The following is a 16,112-nucleotide window of genomic DNA, read 5'->3' as shown; positions in this document are numbered from 1 at the left end:
AAGGCTTTTTAAATTATATAGGCTTTAGTCTATTCGCAGTTAACGCAGACAACCCTAATAGATTCGTAAAAAAAAACTATGAACCGTGCTTATGGGCTACCAGGTTGCTGTGTTTGGCCTTACGTTGTTTTTTAAGTTTATCGGTGAGTACATAAACGTCACCATATTCTTCAGAGAACTTCTCTGCGTCATACAAGATAGTGTTGATTTTGTGGTCAGATTCCAGGTGGGCTTTTTGGGTACCTACCAGTTTATCCCAGAAAATGGTTAGCATGGCGGCAATACAGCCAATGCCCAGATAAACAAGAACCCGCATAGCGGCAACATCACTGTCATTGGTGGTGAACGCTATCACAAAAGTGCCAACGAAAAAACCAATGGCAATCAGGGTGGATAAATGGTCTTTTTTCATGATTTCTAAAGTTTAAATTCCCTATTGCAATGCACTATCTTATATGCTTCCTGTAATTCATTTCCTTTTATGATTTACGAGTGAAGGTTCCTAAAGTTACATATATTTCTATATATTTTTCAAAAACTTAAATTTTAATATAACCCTATCGGCTATTTTTTAGGATATTTTTAATTTGCCATACCGGTTTTCTATTTTAAAAAAATGATATAAAACATCCTAGATCGTGATGTAGGCCCAGCTTTGACGGGCGCAAAAGATGATTTTACCCCAGCTTTTTTTTGGGCCAGTTTCGCTGGGAGGTAGCTTTATTTGAATTTTTCTTGGCAGGTTTTTTTCCTTCTTCTCCTGAAAATCCCTTAAAATCTTCCGTTAGAAACCAGATCAAGTAAAAATTATTTCGTACGTTTTGGGAAAAACTACTTGACCATGTCCATCACCCTGCGCTTCAACTTTTCATTGGCTTTGCTCACCGATATGTACCAGCTTACCATGGCCCAGGGCTACTGGAAAAAGGGTTTAGCCGAACAGGAAGCGGTCTTTCACATGTATTTTAGAAGCAACCCGTTTGAAGGCGGCTATTCTGTTTGTGCAGGTCTGGAAGATGTGATAGACCTTCTGCAGAATTTTCATTTTTCTAAGGAGGATTTACGTTATTTAGGTAGTTTAAAGGGAAGCCAGGGCCAAAACCTCTTTGAAGAATCCTTCCTTTCCTACTTAGAAAACCTTTCGTTCACCTGTGAGGTGGCGGCCATTCCGGAAGGCACTGTGGTGTTCCCCAATGAGCCTTTGCTGCGCATAAAGGGTCCCATTCTGCAGTGCCAACTGCTAGAAACTCCCCTGCTCACCATCCTTAATTTCCAGACCCTTATTGCTACCAAAGCGGCGCGCATTGTGGATGCCGCCCAGGGAGACCAGGTCATGGAGTTTGGATTGCGCCGGGCCCAAGGACCAGACGGCGGACTTTCGGCGGCGCGAGCGGCCTTTATTGGCGGCATTGGCGGCACCTCTAACCTATTGGCCGGGCATTTGTTCCAGATACCCGTAAAAGGTACCCATGCCCATAGTTGGGTTATGTCTTTCCCCGCGGAAGAGGAAGCCTTTGAAGCCTACGCCGAGGTTTTTCCGCATGATTCTGTCTTTCTGGTAGACACCTACAACACCCTGGAGGGTATCAAGAAAGCCATTACCGTGGGCCAGAAAATGCGCGAACAAGGCAAGGAGCTGAAGGGCATACGGCTGGACTCTGGTGACCTGGCTTACTTGAGCATAGAAGGCCGGAAACTGTTGGACGAGGCAGGCTTCCCCCATGTTTCTATTGTGGCCAGCAATGACCTGGACGAAAACCTTATCCAGAGTTTGAAAATTCAAGGAGCCAAAATAGACACCTGGGGCATTGGTACCAAACTGGTTACTGCTTATGACCAACCTGCTTTAGGTGGGGTCTACAAACTGGCGGCCCTGCGGCAACCCGGCGGCGAATGGGAATACAAAGTAAAACTCTCAGAGCAACTGATTAAAATTTCCACCCCCGGCATCTTGCAGGTGCGGCGCTTTTACAAGAACAACACCATGGTGGGTGACATGATATACTCTGAAACCCTCTCTCCCACTGAGGCCCCCACCATGGTTCACCCTAATGACCCCACCCAGCAGAAAACCTTCCCACAAGACTGCCAGCAGGAGGATCTATTAGTGCCTATTTTCAAAGAAGGTAAATGCGTGTATACGTCGCCCACATTGCCCCAAATTCAGGAGCGCACCAAAAGCCAGGTACACCATCTACACGAAACCAACCGCCGCCTGCTTAACCCGCACACTTACAAGGTAGGGTTAGAAGAACAATTACACGCCAAGAAAATGGCCCTTATTCTGCAATTACGCCAAACTGAAAAGCAAAGCTGAGTAAGGTGATTAAGGACAGATAGAGCGAAGTGACAAACTGTATCATTAAGGCTAATTGGCGAAAGTTTAGCCTAAACCTAGGCTTCATGTTTTGCAGGAGATTTACCTAAAAAATTTTTGCGATCATAGCCAGCCTTTGCTTTGGTAGGCATCCTAAATACCTAGCTTGACCCTAAAGAGAGTGCCTGCTGTTTTAAGGCTGTTTATCTAAAAACGGCTCTAAAACAGCAGGCACTCTCTTTAATTCTCTCTACATCTAATACTTTAAAACCTCCTGAAATAGAATTAGAGCAAAGAGCTAACAGAAAGGAATTGACCGCCTTTTCTGTTTAGCTCAGCCTTGGCTTTTTCAAATCCTTCCTCAGAGATAGGTCTGGTGGCTTCTTCTATAAAATAGGTAGCAAATCCTTCTTTCAGGGCATCAAGGGCGGTAAAATACACGCAATAGTCCGCGGCTAGGCCGACCAGGTATACTTCTTTTACGCCTTTCCCACGCAGGTATTCTGCCAAGGCAGTAGATTTGCGGTGGCCGTTGTCAAAGAAGCCACTATAGGAATCAATCTCGGGATCAGTGCCCTTCCGGAAGATGGCCTCCACCCGGTTCATGTTCAGTAGCGGGGAGAATTCGGCTCCAGGAGTACCTTGAACGCAGTGGTCGGGCCAGAGCACTTGGTTTAGTCCGTTCAGGTCAATGGTCTCAAACACGTTTTTACCCGGGTGCTGCGAGGCGAAACTTTTATGGTGCGCCGGGTGCCAGTCTTGGGTGGCTACTACCAGGTCCATCTTTTCCTGCAATTGGTTTACAAGCGGAATTACGGCATCGCCACCCGGCACGGCCAAGGCTCCACCGGGAATGAAATCGTTTTGGATATCTATTAAAAGAAGGGCTTTCATAATATTTTCTTAGGGGCAGGTGTTAACCTGTTTGAAATAAGCAGGATCGTATACCACTCACTGCAGTTTACTTACCCGCCACGTCCTTTCTTAGTTGCGGCAGAAGGGCGTAAAGGGCATCGCCGGGGCAGGCGGTGTCAGCATTGTCTTTATGCCCCGAAATCCGGTCGGCGGGGATTTTCCATTTACGCGCAATGGCCTTGGTGAGCAAAAGCAGGCTCTGGTATTGGGCAGGCGTGACCTGCTCTTTGTTGAAGTTTCCTTCCAGCACAATAAGGGCATGCCCGGTGGGGTCATAGGGTGTGTTGGAGTCGCCTACGTACTGCAGTTCCCGTCCCTCGCCTATGCGGCCATCTACAGAGATGTAGAAATGATAGGGAATATCGGCCCAGGGTTCTTTTATGCGGCCATCGGCTAAGGCACTGCGTTCCATGGAAAATTTCTGCAGGGTCTGTAACTTTTGCTCCAGGGTGCGCTGCGGATTCTGCGCGGTGGCTGTATGGTGCACCGTGATCAGGCGTGGCACATGGGTTTTCATCTCCAGCACCGGCGTGGCAGATTTCCATTGAGCCTTGGTAACAAGAGGCACTTCCTTGCCCAGAGAAACCGTTTTAGCCGACTGGCAACTGGAAACCAAATAGCCAAAGGCCAACGCGATAAAAAATAAGCGGATGCAAGACATACAGAACGTAGCGGTAGGTGAACGACACGAAGAAAGGAAATTGTTCTGAGCATTCCATTTCTGTTTTGGGCCTGTTTTCGCAAAAACACCCTTAAAACGCATTTTCAGGTTAGGCCCGCACCTGGCCCTGGCCTTTTACCACCCATTTGTAGCTGGTCAGTTCCTCCAGACCCATGGGTCCGCGGGCATGCAGTTTCTGGGTACTGATGCCAATCTCGGCCCCAAGCCCAAACTGGGCGCCGTCGGTGAAGGCGGTAGAGGCATTGGCGTACACGGCAGCGGCATCTACGGTATTCAAGAAGGTTTCTATGTGGGCCGGGTCTTCACTGATAATGGCTTCGCTGTGGCGGGAGCTGTACCGGGCAATGTGCGCCAGAGCCTCCGGCAGGTCTTCCACGGTTTTGAGGGCAAGTTTCAAAGACAGGAATTCCGTCCCGAAATGCCCGTCGGTGGCCTGGTACAGCAGTTCTGATGGGTAATAACCCTGCAATGCCTCTAAGGCAGGTGCATCTGCGAATAGCTCTACCTGGTCTGTGGCTAATGGGGCCAGCAACGCCGGTAATTGGGCCAGACGGGATTGGTGTACCAGTAGGCAGTCCAGGGCATTGCAGACGCTTACCCGGCGGGTTTTGGCGTTATGGATGATCTCCCGGCCCTTGGCCAGATCGGCGGTCTCATCAAAATAGGTGTGCACAATGCCCGCCCCGGTTTCAATGACGGGTACCCGCGCATTCTGCCGCACAAAATTGATCAAGGATTGGCTTCCCCTGGGGATTAATACGTCAATGTAGTCTACTGCCTGAAGCAGGGCCTGGGTGGCGTCTCGTTCCACCGGCAATAGCTGCACTACCTGGGGGTCAAGGCCATGTAAGTCCAGCACCTGGTGCAACAAGGAAACTATGGCCAGGTTAGAGAACTCAGCATCTGAGCCGCCTTTCAGCAGGCAGGCGTTTCCGGTTTTAAAGCACAGGGCAAACACATCAAAGGTAACGTTGGGCCGGGCCTCATAAATGACCCCTACCACGCCCAGCGGCACCCGCACTTTTGAGATGTGAAGGCCATTGGGTTGCTCTTTGTTCAGGAGCACCTCACCTAAGGGCGAAGGTAGACTGGCAACGTTTTCCAGGTCCTGGGAAATGCTTTTCAGGCGTTCTGGGGTGAGTTGCAACCGGTCATAATTGGGATGGGTTTGCTCCATGCGGGCCAGGTCTTTCTGGTTTTCTGCCAGCAGGAAAGCCGCCTGGGACAGGATTTCACAGGCCACGGACCGTAAGACCCGGTTGACTTTCTCAGGAGATAATTGGCCCAGGGAACGGCTGGCATTTTTGGTGCCAGCAAAAATGGAATCATACGGCATGGTTGTACTACTTTAAATGACTGCTGCTAGAGCAAGAAGGGGATTACCTATTTTAAGCCTGTTTTTGCAAAAACACCCTTAAAACAGCCTGGCTTAGGGCAAGTCTGGGTTAAGGAAAAGGTAATCATAGTGCACCAGCGGTTGGTGATTTTTCTGGCCCAGGCGTTCCTGCGCCTTGTCTGCTCCGTATTGGGCAATGCCCACCCCGAAGGGTTTTTCCTGCTCATCCAGAAGCTTCACAATGTCACCTTTCTTGAAGTCGCCGGAGACCCGGAGCACGCCCACCGGCAGCAGGCTGATGGCCTTGGCCGTGTCTGCCAGGGCCGCCTTGGCCCCATTGTTGACCTGCACCTCGCCCTTGGCGTACATACCCGAATGCGCCACCCACTTCTTTTTGCCCGAGGTGGCTTTGGTGGGGTTAAACCGGGTGTTTACCAATTCTCCATCCAGCAGTTGGAGCAGCACGTTGGGGGTTTTGCCGCTGGCAATATGCACCACTATGCCCAACTGCGCCACCTTCTGGGCCATGTGGCACTTGGTGATCATGCCGCCCCGGCCAAACTGCGACCGCTGCGCCGACACAAAAGAGCTGAAACCAGAAAAGGTAACGTCAATCTCTCTAATGATTTCTGATTGGGGATTGGCGGGGTCGCCGTTGTAGATGCCGGGCACGTTGCTGAGAATGATGAGGGCATCGGCGTCCAGCATAGAGGCAATGAGGCCCGCTAGTTCGTCATTGTCGGTGAACATGAGTTCGGTCACGGAGATGACATCGTTCTCGTTGACAATAGGAATGACGTTATTCTGCAACAGCACCCTAAAGCAGTTCTGCATGTTGAGGTAATGGCCCCGGTCCCGGAAGTCTCCTTTAGTCACCAATACCTGGGCGCAGAGCAGTCCGTGTTGCTGGAACAAATCTGAATAGGTATGAATGAGTTTCACCTGCCCCACCGCGGCTAAAAGCTGGCGGCTACTGACGGCATCGGTCTTGTCCGGAATGGAAATAAGGCTTCGGCCAGAGGCCACCGCCCCCGAGGATACCACAATTACTTCTTTGCCCTGCTTTTTAAGCGTGGCCACCTGCTCAACCAAATGCCGCATACGGTCTACATCTGGCATGCCGTTTTCCTGGGCCAGCACATTAGACCCAATCTTTACAATTATTCTTCTATACGAAAGCGACATTATCAATCATAGAATACTTTGAAAGATAATTTTACATCATAAACCACACTTTACCTACACTTTTTTAATCTTTTAAGCATTTTCCTGTCAACAACACAAACCTATTCTTGCACATATCACAGAACGCTTGCGCTGCTTTTCGTATACCTCCTGGGCCTCCCCCCTTTTCATTGGCCTATTCTTTCGCATGAAAATTCTCTGGACGTACCTAAAGCCTTTCCGGGGCTTGATCTTTTTGTCTTTGTTGCTGGCGGCGGCGGCCCAGTTACTGAACCTGGTAGACCCGATCATCTTCGGGAAAATTATTGATGAGTATGCCTTGAAACAAGACACCAAAACCGAGGAGGAATTAATCTCTGGGGTGCTGGGGTTATTGGGCATTGCCGTGGCGGTGGCGCTGGTGTCCAGGTTGGCCAAGGCCTTGCAAGAATTTGTGGTGCGCCTGGTAGTGCAGAAGTTTGGCATGCAGATCTTCAACGACGGCATTCGGCAAACCCTTCGGTTGTCTTATCAGGAATTCATGAACCAGCGCAGCGGCGAAACGCTTTCCATTCTGCAGAAAGTGCGCACCGATACCGAGCGGTTTATCAATTCCTTTATCAATATCCTGTTCTCTTCTTTGGTGGGCATTGGGTTTCTGGTGTGGTATGCCGTGACCAAACATTGGGCCCTGGTGCCCGTGTTCTTGATTGGCATTCTGGTGCTGGGCGGCCTTACGGGTTTATTGAGCAACAAGATTAAGACGCTGCAGCGCAGCATTAACCGCGAAACCAATAAAATGTCTGGGGTGATCACTGAGTCTCTCCGCAATATTGAACTGGTGAAAAGCCTGGGCCTCACGTTTCAAGAGATAAGACGGCTGCGGGACCATACCCAGGAGATCTTCGCTTTGGAAATGGTGAAAGTGCGGCAGGTACGCACGCTAAGTTTCCTGCAGGGTTCGGCGCTGAGCCTATTGAAGCAATCTATTCTGTTTATGCTGCTGTGGCTTATTTTCAGGAAGGTGCTGGACCCCGGGGAGCTTATTGCCATGCAGTTCATCACTGCCCAGATCTTTACACCCTTGCAGGACCTGGGCAACATTATGGTGCTCTACCGCGAGGCAGATGCCTCGCTGCAAACCTATGACGCCCTTCTGCGCAAACCCATTGAGACCAATCCCGAGGACCCTATAGACACCGGCCCCATTCAGCACCTTAGGTTTAAGGACGTGGTTTTCCGGCACCAGGACTCTGCTACCAACGCCATTGACCATATTTCCCTGGAGGCGAAGGCCGGTGATACCATTGCCTTTGTAGGCCCTTCGGGTTCTGGCAAATCTACGTTGGTGAAATTGCTGGTGGGCCTGTACAAACCTGTGGAAGGCCAAATCTATTACAACGGCATTTCTACCAAAGACATTAGGTTTAACCCAGTGCGCCGCCAGTTTGGCTTTGTAACCCAAGAAACGCAACTGTTCAGCGGTACGCTCCGGCAGAACCTGCTATTTGTGAAACCCGATGCCACTGATGCCGAGATGGTAGGGGCGCTGCAGAAAGCATCGGCGATGGGCATTGTGAACCGCTCAGAAAAGGGCCTGGACACTACCATTGGCGAAGGCGGCATGAAACTTTCTGGTGGGGAACGCCAGCGGATTTCCATTGCCCGCGCCCTGATCCGCAACCCCAGGCTGCTCATCTTTGATGAAGCCACCTCGGCACTGGATTCTCTCACCGAAGACGAGATCACAGACACTGTCAAAGAAGTTTCCCTGTCTGGGGAACGCATTACCCTGCTCATTGCCCACCGCCTCTCCACTATACTGCACGCCAACCGCATTTATGTATTGGAGAAAGGAAAGATTGTAGAAACCGGCACCCATGACCAGTTGGTAGCGCTGAAAGGCCTCTATTACGCCATGTGGCGCCAGCAGATTGGAGAAAGGTAATGAGTGATTGAGTGATTGAGTGAGTGATTGAGTGAGCGAATGAGTGAGCGAATGAGTGAAAGGGTGTTAATGGGATTGAAAGGTAAAAGGATTGAACTGCTGTCCCTCTCTTTTGTCATCCTGAAAGGATCTTGTGGTCCAGCTAGATAAACGGGAGCTAAACATATTTTTCGCCCTACTTTTCCTACTTCAAATTTCCAACTTTCTACCCGAAGGCCGTTTGAAGCCTGTTTTCCGGAAAACGTGCTTAAAACAAAATTTTCCTCTTTATTGCCCTAGAAGCATTAGGGATTATGCTTCACCAACCGCCGCATGGCCAGCAAGCCCAGCATCGGCCCGATGGCCAGGAACAAAAACCAGTATTGTGGGGCTACGGTTTGTTGGAGGCTTCTTAGAAACTGGATGCTTACAATGGTGATGGCAAAGCCAAGGGAGTTGACAATGGTGAGGGCGGTTCCTTTGGTTTGGGACGGGGCATTTTGGGCCACAAGCGTAGAAAATTGCGGGGAATCCATGGGTGCGGCTAACCCCCAAACTAAGAGCAAACCCAGAAACAGCACCAATGGCAGCGTGAACAACCACAGCGACAGCAGACAGCAAACCATTGAAACAGCCAGGGCGGCAATGGCCGTTCGGGCGCTCCCAATCCTAACCGACAAATAACCACCCGCCACGCAGGCCACTGCCCCTACGCCAATAATGATAAAGGACCACAACGGTTGGTTCAGCGATACTTCTGGATGCGCCTTGGCGTACAAGGCCAGCATAACGGGTACAAAGGCCCAGAGGGTGTACAATTCCCACATGTGCCCGAAATACCCAAACGCCGCCGCCCTGAACTCTTTTTGCCTAAAGATCTGGAAGAAGGCGGTAAAGTTGGGCTGGGTGCTTTTGGTTCTATAAGGACCGTCTGGGACCAACACCACTAAACTCACGCCGCCCAACGCAGCCAAACCCGAGGTGCCCCAAATCACATACCGCCAATCTATGCCCTGCGTGAGGCTTTTAAGCAAATGCGGAAACGCCGTGCCCAGCACCAGCGCCCCTACCAGAAACCCCAGCGCTTCTCCAAGTCCCTTCTGGTGGTAATCTGCCGCTATTTTCATGCCCACCGGGTAAATGCCTGCCAGACAGAAGCCCGTCAAAAACCTGGACAGCAAGAGCGTAGAAAGCCCACTGGCCGCTAGCAGGCTGGCATTGCAAACTGCCCCCGCCAAGGCGCACACCAAAAACACCTTTGATGGCGAGAACCGATCTGAAATGGTGAACACCGCAAACACCAACGTACCCAGAATAAACCCCAACTGTACCGCCGAGGTTAGATGCGGCAAAGAACTGGCTTCCAGATGAAACTGCGGAATAAGGTTAGGCAGCACTGCATTGCCTGCAAACCAAAGCGAGGTGCAGGCAAATTGGGCCAAAACAATGGTGGGTAGAACGTGTTTAATAGTAGGTATTGACTTTAAATTCAAATAGGCGAAAACTCAAGGTGGTGCCGTGGTTAATGGTTAGCTTATGACTTCGGTGGCCAAAGGAGTTTCTACGGCTTTCCCGTTTTTCAGGCTGATGTAGTAGGCTTTATCTGTTGGCGATTGCGATACCACTCGTTTTAGGATAGTGTTTTCAAAGTACAGACCCGCCGTTTCATCACAGGCGTACCCGGGGCGTATCTTTCCTTCTTCTACCCATTTAAGGTACAAAGGCCTTCTGCTTTTTTCGGTGTGGTAATGCGGACAATTACTGCCTTTCAAAAAGCCCAATCCCTTCACCACTGACAAGTTCATGAGTCTGGAATCTGATAGCCCTTCCTCAAACCAGCAGATAGCACCCGCGCTAGGGCCAGTTAACAGAATGCCTTTCTCCCAGGCTTTTCTCAAAACCACATCAAGGCCGTGGGCTTTCCAAAGGGTAATGGCGTTTAACGTATTCCCGCCCGTCACCAAGATGGCATCCATGCTCAACAGAGTTTCCTCAAATGACACCTTCTGGTCTTCTGTGCCAATAAATACTTTCTGGACAAAGGGCTGCAATGGTAAGGTCTTAGCTACAGCAAACCACTTCTGGATATAGGCCTCGCTGTCACCCACGGGCGTGGGCAGGAAACACACCTTTGGGTTTGCTTTGCCGGTAAGTTCTATGAGGTACTTAATAGTGGTGGGATCATACCCGCCGCCCGTCAGGAAAATCTTTCTGGTGGCGGTTGGTTTTTGGGCCAATAGATTTCCTGGTCCCAAAGCAGCCACGCCCACGGTGGCTATGGTGGTATTAAGGAGGAACTCTCTTCTTTTCATAGTGGTGGAACGGGTACTGGCTTTTTGTTAGGAATCTATAAATATTAACTATTTTTCAATAGATCCGAAGGGTTTGAGATAGGGAACTGTTTTATCTAATTTTTAACCTGCTAATGATCCTGAATTAAGACCCAACGGTACTAAAAAGTGAGAACAGAATCACGACCCTAATTTAAAGTGCAGATATATATATATATATATATCTGCACAATATACCTAGCAAAAAAAGGAAGGATGCTGGAAATTTTAGCAAAAAGGATAGCAATAAAACTATCCTTTAAATTAAAATATAATTAACCAATGTTTACAGATGCACCGTCCTCCTTTTTTTGATTCATTATTATCCACCACGCAAATCCTTTGTCCTGTAATCTATAAGTACCACGTTCCCCAGGCTTCGGTATAATTATATTTCTAGATATTAAAGCTGTAATAGCGTTATTAAGAATCGTATCAGAACCATTAAAATTTTCTTTTAAATATGACTTGGTTACCCAAGAGTCCATTTGATTGGCCATAATAAGCAAAACCTGCCTGTAACTTTCAGTTTTTATTTTGTTATAAAAATCATCTTTGTAATACCTACTACCAATAGTTTCTATTGCACCATTTTTCCCAAAAGCACCATCTAATACATTGTTTTCAGTAATAACCTTTCCATTTGATTCTTCAAATGAACAAAATCCATATTGATGGACAAAATGAGGAAATCCTTCTGTAAAATTAATAAGCAATTCTTCAGCATTTGATTCTAAAACTGTATCATACCCATTTAATTCTTTGGATTTTTTTAGCATTATAGTAAATACCAATTTAATCTCATCTTTCTTTAATCTATCAAGATATAATTCCTCAAAAATTCTAATAGATGATGGATGACTTTCAATTAAAATATCCCTGGTTTTAGGTAGCCCTGCTATTCCAAACATAATTTTTTCTGTACCCTCCTTCTGAAGCCTTTCAGTAAGCAACTTAACAAAGGAGCCTAATTCTAATGTAGGAGAGGAATTATCTGCTTCATCAATTATTATTAAAAGTCCATCATAACTTGCATCTAATTGATTTTTATCTTCTGAACTTGTAATTCTATTTATTGTGTCGGCTAAGGAATAGGAAAATTCTTCAAACAATATTTCATTGTTAGTTTCTTTTTCTTTGTTAAACTTTACACCTGCAGCTTCAATTGAACTAATAAAATTCCAAATATCATTGAATATTTTCTTAGCTTTCTCAGTCTTAGCTAATTTTCTTTTAAGAGCCAACTGAATTTTTCTAATCAAGGCTAATTGAGAGGTATCTTTAGTTATATCTATTTCAATTACTAAAAAATTTAACTTGGTATCTCTAACCTCTATATCACCTTCTGCAAAAAACTTTACCAAATTCATTAAGGATGTTTTCCCAATACCTCTTTCTCCTAATAGAAGAAAACTTTGAGATTGGTTGGCTCTAGTTTGAATTAAAGCTGATTCGATTTTTTCAATTTCATCAAATCTACCTACAAACATTCCAGGGTTTGACGGCGAATTAGGCTTAAATGGATTAATTTTCATTATTTTTTTTTATTCGATATATACTTTTAAACCGCCACTGGCGCCTTAATCCCTGGCCAGGGTTCATACTCCTCCAGCGTGAAATCCTCAAAACTAAACCCGAAGATGTCTTTCACATTAGGGTTAAGTTTCATCTTAGGCAGCGGTCGGGGCTCGCGGGAAAGCTGGATGTTGGTTTGCTCCAGGTGGTTGGTGTAGAGGTGCGTGTCGCCGCCGGTCCAGATGAATTCGCCGGGTTCCAGGTCGCAGACTTGGGCCACCATCATGGTGAGCAAGGCATAAGAGGCGATGTTGAAGGGCACGCCTAAGAAAACATCCGCGGAGCGTTGGTAGAGCTGGCAGGAAAGTTTGCCGTTGGCCACGTAGAACTGGAAGAAGGCATGGCAGGGCGGCAACTTCATGTTATTGACTTCGGCCACGTTCCAGGCACTTACAATCAGGCGTCTTGAATCTGGGTTATTCTTGATTTGGTTGATGACCTGGGCAATCTGGTCAATGTGTCCGCCGTCGGGCGTGGGCCAGGACCGCCATTGCGAACCGTACACCGGCCCCAGGTCGCCGTTTTCATCGGCCCACTCGTTCCAGATGGTCACGCCCCGCTCCTGCAGCCACTTCACGTTGGTTTCGCCACGCAGGAACCATAGCAGTTCATAGATGATAGACTTGAGGTGTACTTTCTTGGTGGTCACCAACGGGAAGCCTTCCTGCAAATTGAACCGCATCTGGTAGCCAAACACACTGAGGGTACCGGTGCCGGTACGGTCTTCTTTCTTCACGCCATTGTCCAGAATATGACGCATGAGGTCCAGGTAAGCTTGCATGCTATAAGTTAAGAGTTGAGGGTTATGAGTTAAGAGTTCTGTCTTCAAAACAGAGGCTTGAAGATAGGGAAAAAGAATAGGTGAGGTTATAGGGTGCAGGCAGTTTTTGTTTGTACAGGTGGGTTCGGCGGAGGAAGGGCCGCCAGAAAGTGCGCTGGTTTAGGCCTTCTTTTCAAAAAACGGGCTTAGAAAGGAAGAAGTAAGAAAAAGGGATCAGGCGGAAGGTGTTTGTTTCTTGGGATTGATAAGCAGAAGCGGGTCATCCCCCTACCCCCTTCAAAGGGGGACGAAATGCGTGTTATGAGGCCAAGGCCTAAGGGAAGTTGAAAACTTCCCGAATAGTTGGTCCAAGTTGGAAACTTGAACCAGGGGAAATGGCTTCTCCTATGTAAACACCCCCCTTCGCCCCCCTCAAGGGGGGAGTCTGCGGTGAATATGTGGGACAAGGTTTTGTGACGTAGTATAGCGTTTTGAACCTGTTTTCTAGAAAACGTGCCTAGAACGTAAAGTAGCAGTCCCATCTCCCTTAGGGATAAGGTTAGGATGAGGGGGAAGAGGTTGCCAGATACAATGGCCCTAGCTAGGCAACAATTCCCTTTTTTAAAAGCGGTTTCTACTTTGGGAAGCCTTGGCGATAGAACCACTGCTGCCCCCTCACCCTGACCCTCTCCCTCCAGGGAGAGGGAATACCGCCTTTATAGCTCTTCTCCCTAAAACCCACTAATTTTCCTGTTTCCAGCCTTTCGGCTGAGCGCCTAGCACTCGACCCGGTGCCGCGAATAGCGGCAGGCCCTGCGGGGCCAGGCGAGAGGGTACAGCGCGAGGGCGGAAGGCGGGGCCTCGCGGCCGTGAGCGCTCGGAGAGAAAAGATGGAACAACACAGTCTATAAAGCCATAGACAAACAGTCAATCCTAGGCTTAACCGGAATGGGTTCCCCGAAATAGATTGTATACAAAGGGAGTTGACAAAGGAGAGGCTATTTAAATTGTCGGCCCCCACGAACACCAACAAGGGGAAGAATTAAGAGGCAGTTTTGTTTGTCGGTCTCTAGCAACCCCAACAAGGCGAAGAACGGATTGCCACGAAAGAAAGAAAGAAATAAAGAAAGAAAAACGCCTTTGGCCCTTCCCTTTTCTTCTTAAAACTTCCCACCAAAAAAGTACAACTGAATCCTTATATTGAACCTCCAAACACCAACCTGACAAACTATATGAGAAAACTTGCGCTTTCGGCGCTGCTGGTCTGTAGCCTTTGGGCCTGCCAGAAAAAAACCGACAATACTATGGCCTCAACTGCCCAAGAAAACAAATCCCTTAACTCTCTTTTTGAGCAGTACTGGGAACAGAACTCCAAGCTATTTCCGCTGGAGGCCACCGCCCAGGGCGACAACCGCTACAACCACCTGTTGCCCAATGACAACACCCAGGCTTTTAGAGACAGCCTGAAGCAGGTTTACAGCCAGTACCTGAACAAGCTGCATGAATTTGACCGCGCCGAACTCAACGCCAACGACCAGACCAGCTATGACATCTTTGAATATGAGATGAACACCCGCCTGGAAGGCCTTAAGCAAAACACCTGGATGATCCCGTTCCAGCAGTTCTGGGGCTTGCCGTTGACCATGGGCCAGTTGGGCGCCGGTACCGGCAACCAGCCCTTCAAAACCACCCAAGACTATGACAACTGGCTGGGCCGCGTGAAAGGCTTCACCGTGTGGGGCGACAGCGCCATTGCCAACTTCCGGAAAGGGATGGCCGCCGGCGTGGTGCTGCCCAAGCCGCTGGTAGAGAAAATGATTCCGCAGATGCAGAGCATGGTGGTGACTGACGCCTCCAAAAGCCTGTTTTACGGCCCCATCAAAAACTTCCCGGAGGGGGTTCCCGCCGCCGACCGTGACCGCCTCACCAAGGCTTACCAACAAGCCATTACGAAGGAACTGGTGCCTACCTACCAGAAACTGGCCACCTTCCTGAAACAGGAATACCTGCCCAAGGCCCGCACCACTACCGGTATTCAGGACATCCCCGGCGGGAAAGACCTCTACGCTTATTATGTAAAATTCTGGACCACCACTGACAAAACTCCGGAGGAGATTTACCAAACCGGCCAGCAGGAAGTAAAGCGCATACGCGAGGAAATGATGCGCGTGAAAGAACAGGTAGGCTTCAAAGGCACTCTGGATGAGTTCTTCCACTACCTGCGCACCGACAAGAAGTTCATGCCCTACAAAACCCCTGAAGAGGTATTGGGCGCATTCAGGGCCATCCAAAGCAAGATTGAGCCGAATTTGAAGAAGATGTTCGGGCGCACGCCTAAAACGCCTTTTGAAATAAGACAGACTGAAGCCTTCAGAGCTGCCTCTGCCTCTGCTAAGTACAACCAGGGCTCCCCGGACGGGTCACGGCCCGGCATTTTCTACGTGCCTATCTTAGACGCCACTAAGTTCAACACCACCTCGGGCATGGAGTCTCTGTTTTTGCATGAGGCCATTCCAGGTCACCATTACCAGATTTCGTTGCAACAGGAAAATGAGAAGCTGCCTAAGTTCCGCCGTTTCAGTTGGTACGGTGCCTACGGCGAAGGCTGGGCGCTCTACACCGAAAGCCTGGGCAAGGAGCTGGGCCTCTACACAGATCCTTACCAGTACATGGGTGCCTTGGGTGATGAGATTCACCGCGCCATTAGACTGGTAGTAGACGTGGGTATGCACACCAAAGGCATGACCCGTGAGCAAGCTATCAAGTACATGATGGAAAACGAAGCCATAACTGAAGAGGGAGCCGTTGCCGAGATTGAGCGGTACATGGCCATCCCGGGTCAGGCGCTTTCTTATAAGGTAGGGCAACTGAAAATACGGGAGCTGCGCCAGAAGTATGAGAAAGAGCTGGGTGACCAGTTTAAGCTGGCTGCTTTCCATGATGAGTTCCTGCTGGACGGCTGCATGCCCTTGAGCATAGTAGAGAAGAAAATGGATAGCTGGGCCGCGAGCCAGAAAAAATAACCCACAAGATCAACTTATTTAAAACAGAAACGCCCGGCCATAAGACCGGGCGTTTCTGTTTTAAGCCTGTTTTTAGAAAAACG

General features: G+C 48.8%; 12 protein-coding genes. 3 read left to right on the top strand and 9 right to left on the bottom strand.

The window, feature by feature from the left end; genetic code table 11:
* Nucleotides 1-76 precede the first annotated feature (76 nt).
* Complete coding sequence (locus ACYVJQ_RS09185; protein ID WP_460892776.1) at nt 77-412, bottom strand: hypothetical protein; 336 nt, start codon at nt 410-412, stop codon at nt 77-79.
* 429 nt (nt 413-841) lie between these two features.
* Here ACYVJQ_RS09185 and ACYVJQ_RS09180 point away from each other — a divergent pair, with 429 nt between their 5' ends.
* On the top strand, nt 842-2,317 hold the full coding sequence (locus ACYVJQ_RS09180) for a nicotinate phosphoribosyltransferase (protein ID WP_460892775.1): 1,476 nt from the start codon (nt 842-844) through the stop codon (nt 2,315-2,317).
* Between the two features lie 285 nt (nt 2,318-2,602).
* Here the strand turns inward: ACYVJQ_RS09180 and pncA are convergent, their stop codons facing one another.
* The 4 genes from pncA to proB all read right to left on the bottom strand — a co-directional run bounded on the left by pncA (nt 2,603) and on the right by proB (nt 6,435).
* Nucleotides 2,603-3,211 carry a bifunctional nicotinamidase/pyrazinamidase gene (gene pncA, locus ACYVJQ_RS09175; protein ID WP_460892774.1) on the bottom strand — a complete coding sequence of 203 codons (609 nt, stop codon included), beginning with the start codon at nt 3,209-3,211 and terminating at the stop codon, nt 2,603-2,605.
* A 67-nt stretch (nt 3,212-3,278) separates the two neighbouring features.
* Complete coding sequence (locus ACYVJQ_RS09170) at nt 3,279-3,893, bottom strand: peptidoglycan recognition protein family protein (RefSeq protein WP_460892773.1); 615 nt, start codon at nt 3,891-3,893, stop codon at nt 3,279-3,281.
* Nucleotides 3,894-4,002: 109 nt separating this feature from the next.
* Complete coding sequence (locus tag ACYVJQ_RS09165) at nt 4,003-5,250, bottom strand: glutamate-5-semialdehyde dehydrogenase (protein ID WP_460892772.1); 1,248 nt, start codon at nt 5,248-5,250, stop codon at nt 4,003-4,005.
* A 93-nt stretch (nt 5,251-5,343) separates the two neighbouring features.
* Nucleotides 5,344-6,435 carry a glutamate 5-kinase gene (proB, locus tag ACYVJQ_RS09160; protein WP_460892771.1) on the bottom strand — a complete coding sequence of 364 codons (1,092 nt, stop codon included), beginning with the start codon at nt 6,433-6,435 and terminating at the stop codon, nt 5,344-5,346.
* A gap of 187 nt (nt 6,436-6,622) precedes the next feature.
* On the opposite strand from proB, the gene ACYVJQ_RS09155 reads away from it, so the two are divergent.
* The gene (locus ACYVJQ_RS09155) at nt 6,623-8,362 is read left to right on the top strand and encodes an ABC transporter ATP-binding protein (protein ID WP_460892770.1); all 1,740 of its coding nucleotides are present in this window, start codon (nt 6,623-6,625) and stop codon (nt 8,360-8,362) included.
* A 284-nt stretch (nt 8,363-8,646) separates the two neighbouring features.
* Here ACYVJQ_RS09155 and ACYVJQ_RS09150 read toward each other — a convergent pair whose 3' ends face one another.
* The 4 genes from ACYVJQ_RS09150 to ACYVJQ_RS09135 all read right to left on the bottom strand — a co-directional run bounded on the left by ACYVJQ_RS09150 (nt 8,647) and on the right by ACYVJQ_RS09135 (nt 13,027).
* Nucleotides 8,647-9,783 carry an MFS transporter gene (locus tag ACYVJQ_RS09150; protein WP_460892769.1) on the bottom strand — a complete coding sequence of 379 codons (1,137 nt, stop codon included), beginning with the start codon at nt 9,781-9,783 and terminating at the stop codon, nt 8,647-8,649.
* An 87-nt stretch (nt 9,784-9,870) separates the two neighbouring features.
* Entirely contained in the window at nt 9,871-10,653 is a 783-nt protein-coding gene (locus tag ACYVJQ_RS09145; protein ID WP_460892768.1) for a Type 1 glutamine amidotransferase-like domain-containing protein, read from the bottom strand.
* A 293-nt stretch (nt 10,654-10,946) separates the two neighbouring features.
* The gene (locus tag ACYVJQ_RS09140) at nt 10,947-12,206 is read right to left on the bottom strand and encodes an AAA family ATPase (protein ID WP_460892767.1); all 1,260 of its coding nucleotides are present in this window, start codon (nt 12,204-12,206) and stop codon (nt 10,947-10,949) included.
* 26 nt (nt 12,207-12,232) lie between these two features.
* The gene (locus tag ACYVJQ_RS09135; RefSeq protein WP_460892766.1) at nt 12,233-13,027 is read right to left on the bottom strand and encodes a thymidylate synthase; all 795 of its coding nucleotides are present in this window, start codon (nt 13,025-13,027) and stop codon (nt 12,233-12,235) included.
* Between the two features lie 1,211 nt (nt 13,028-14,238).
* Here ACYVJQ_RS09135 and ACYVJQ_RS09130 point away from each other — a divergent pair.
* The gene (locus ACYVJQ_RS09130; protein WP_460892765.1) at nt 14,239-16,029 is read left to right on the top strand and encodes a DUF885 domain-containing protein; all 1,791 of its coding nucleotides are present in this window, start codon (nt 14,239-14,241) and stop codon (nt 16,027-16,029) included.
* Nucleotides 16,030-16,112: the final 83 nt, after the last annotated feature.

It is taken from the genome of Rufibacter soli (assembly GCF_054781795.1).
This window is presented reverse-complemented; position numbering and strand designations above follow the sequence as displayed.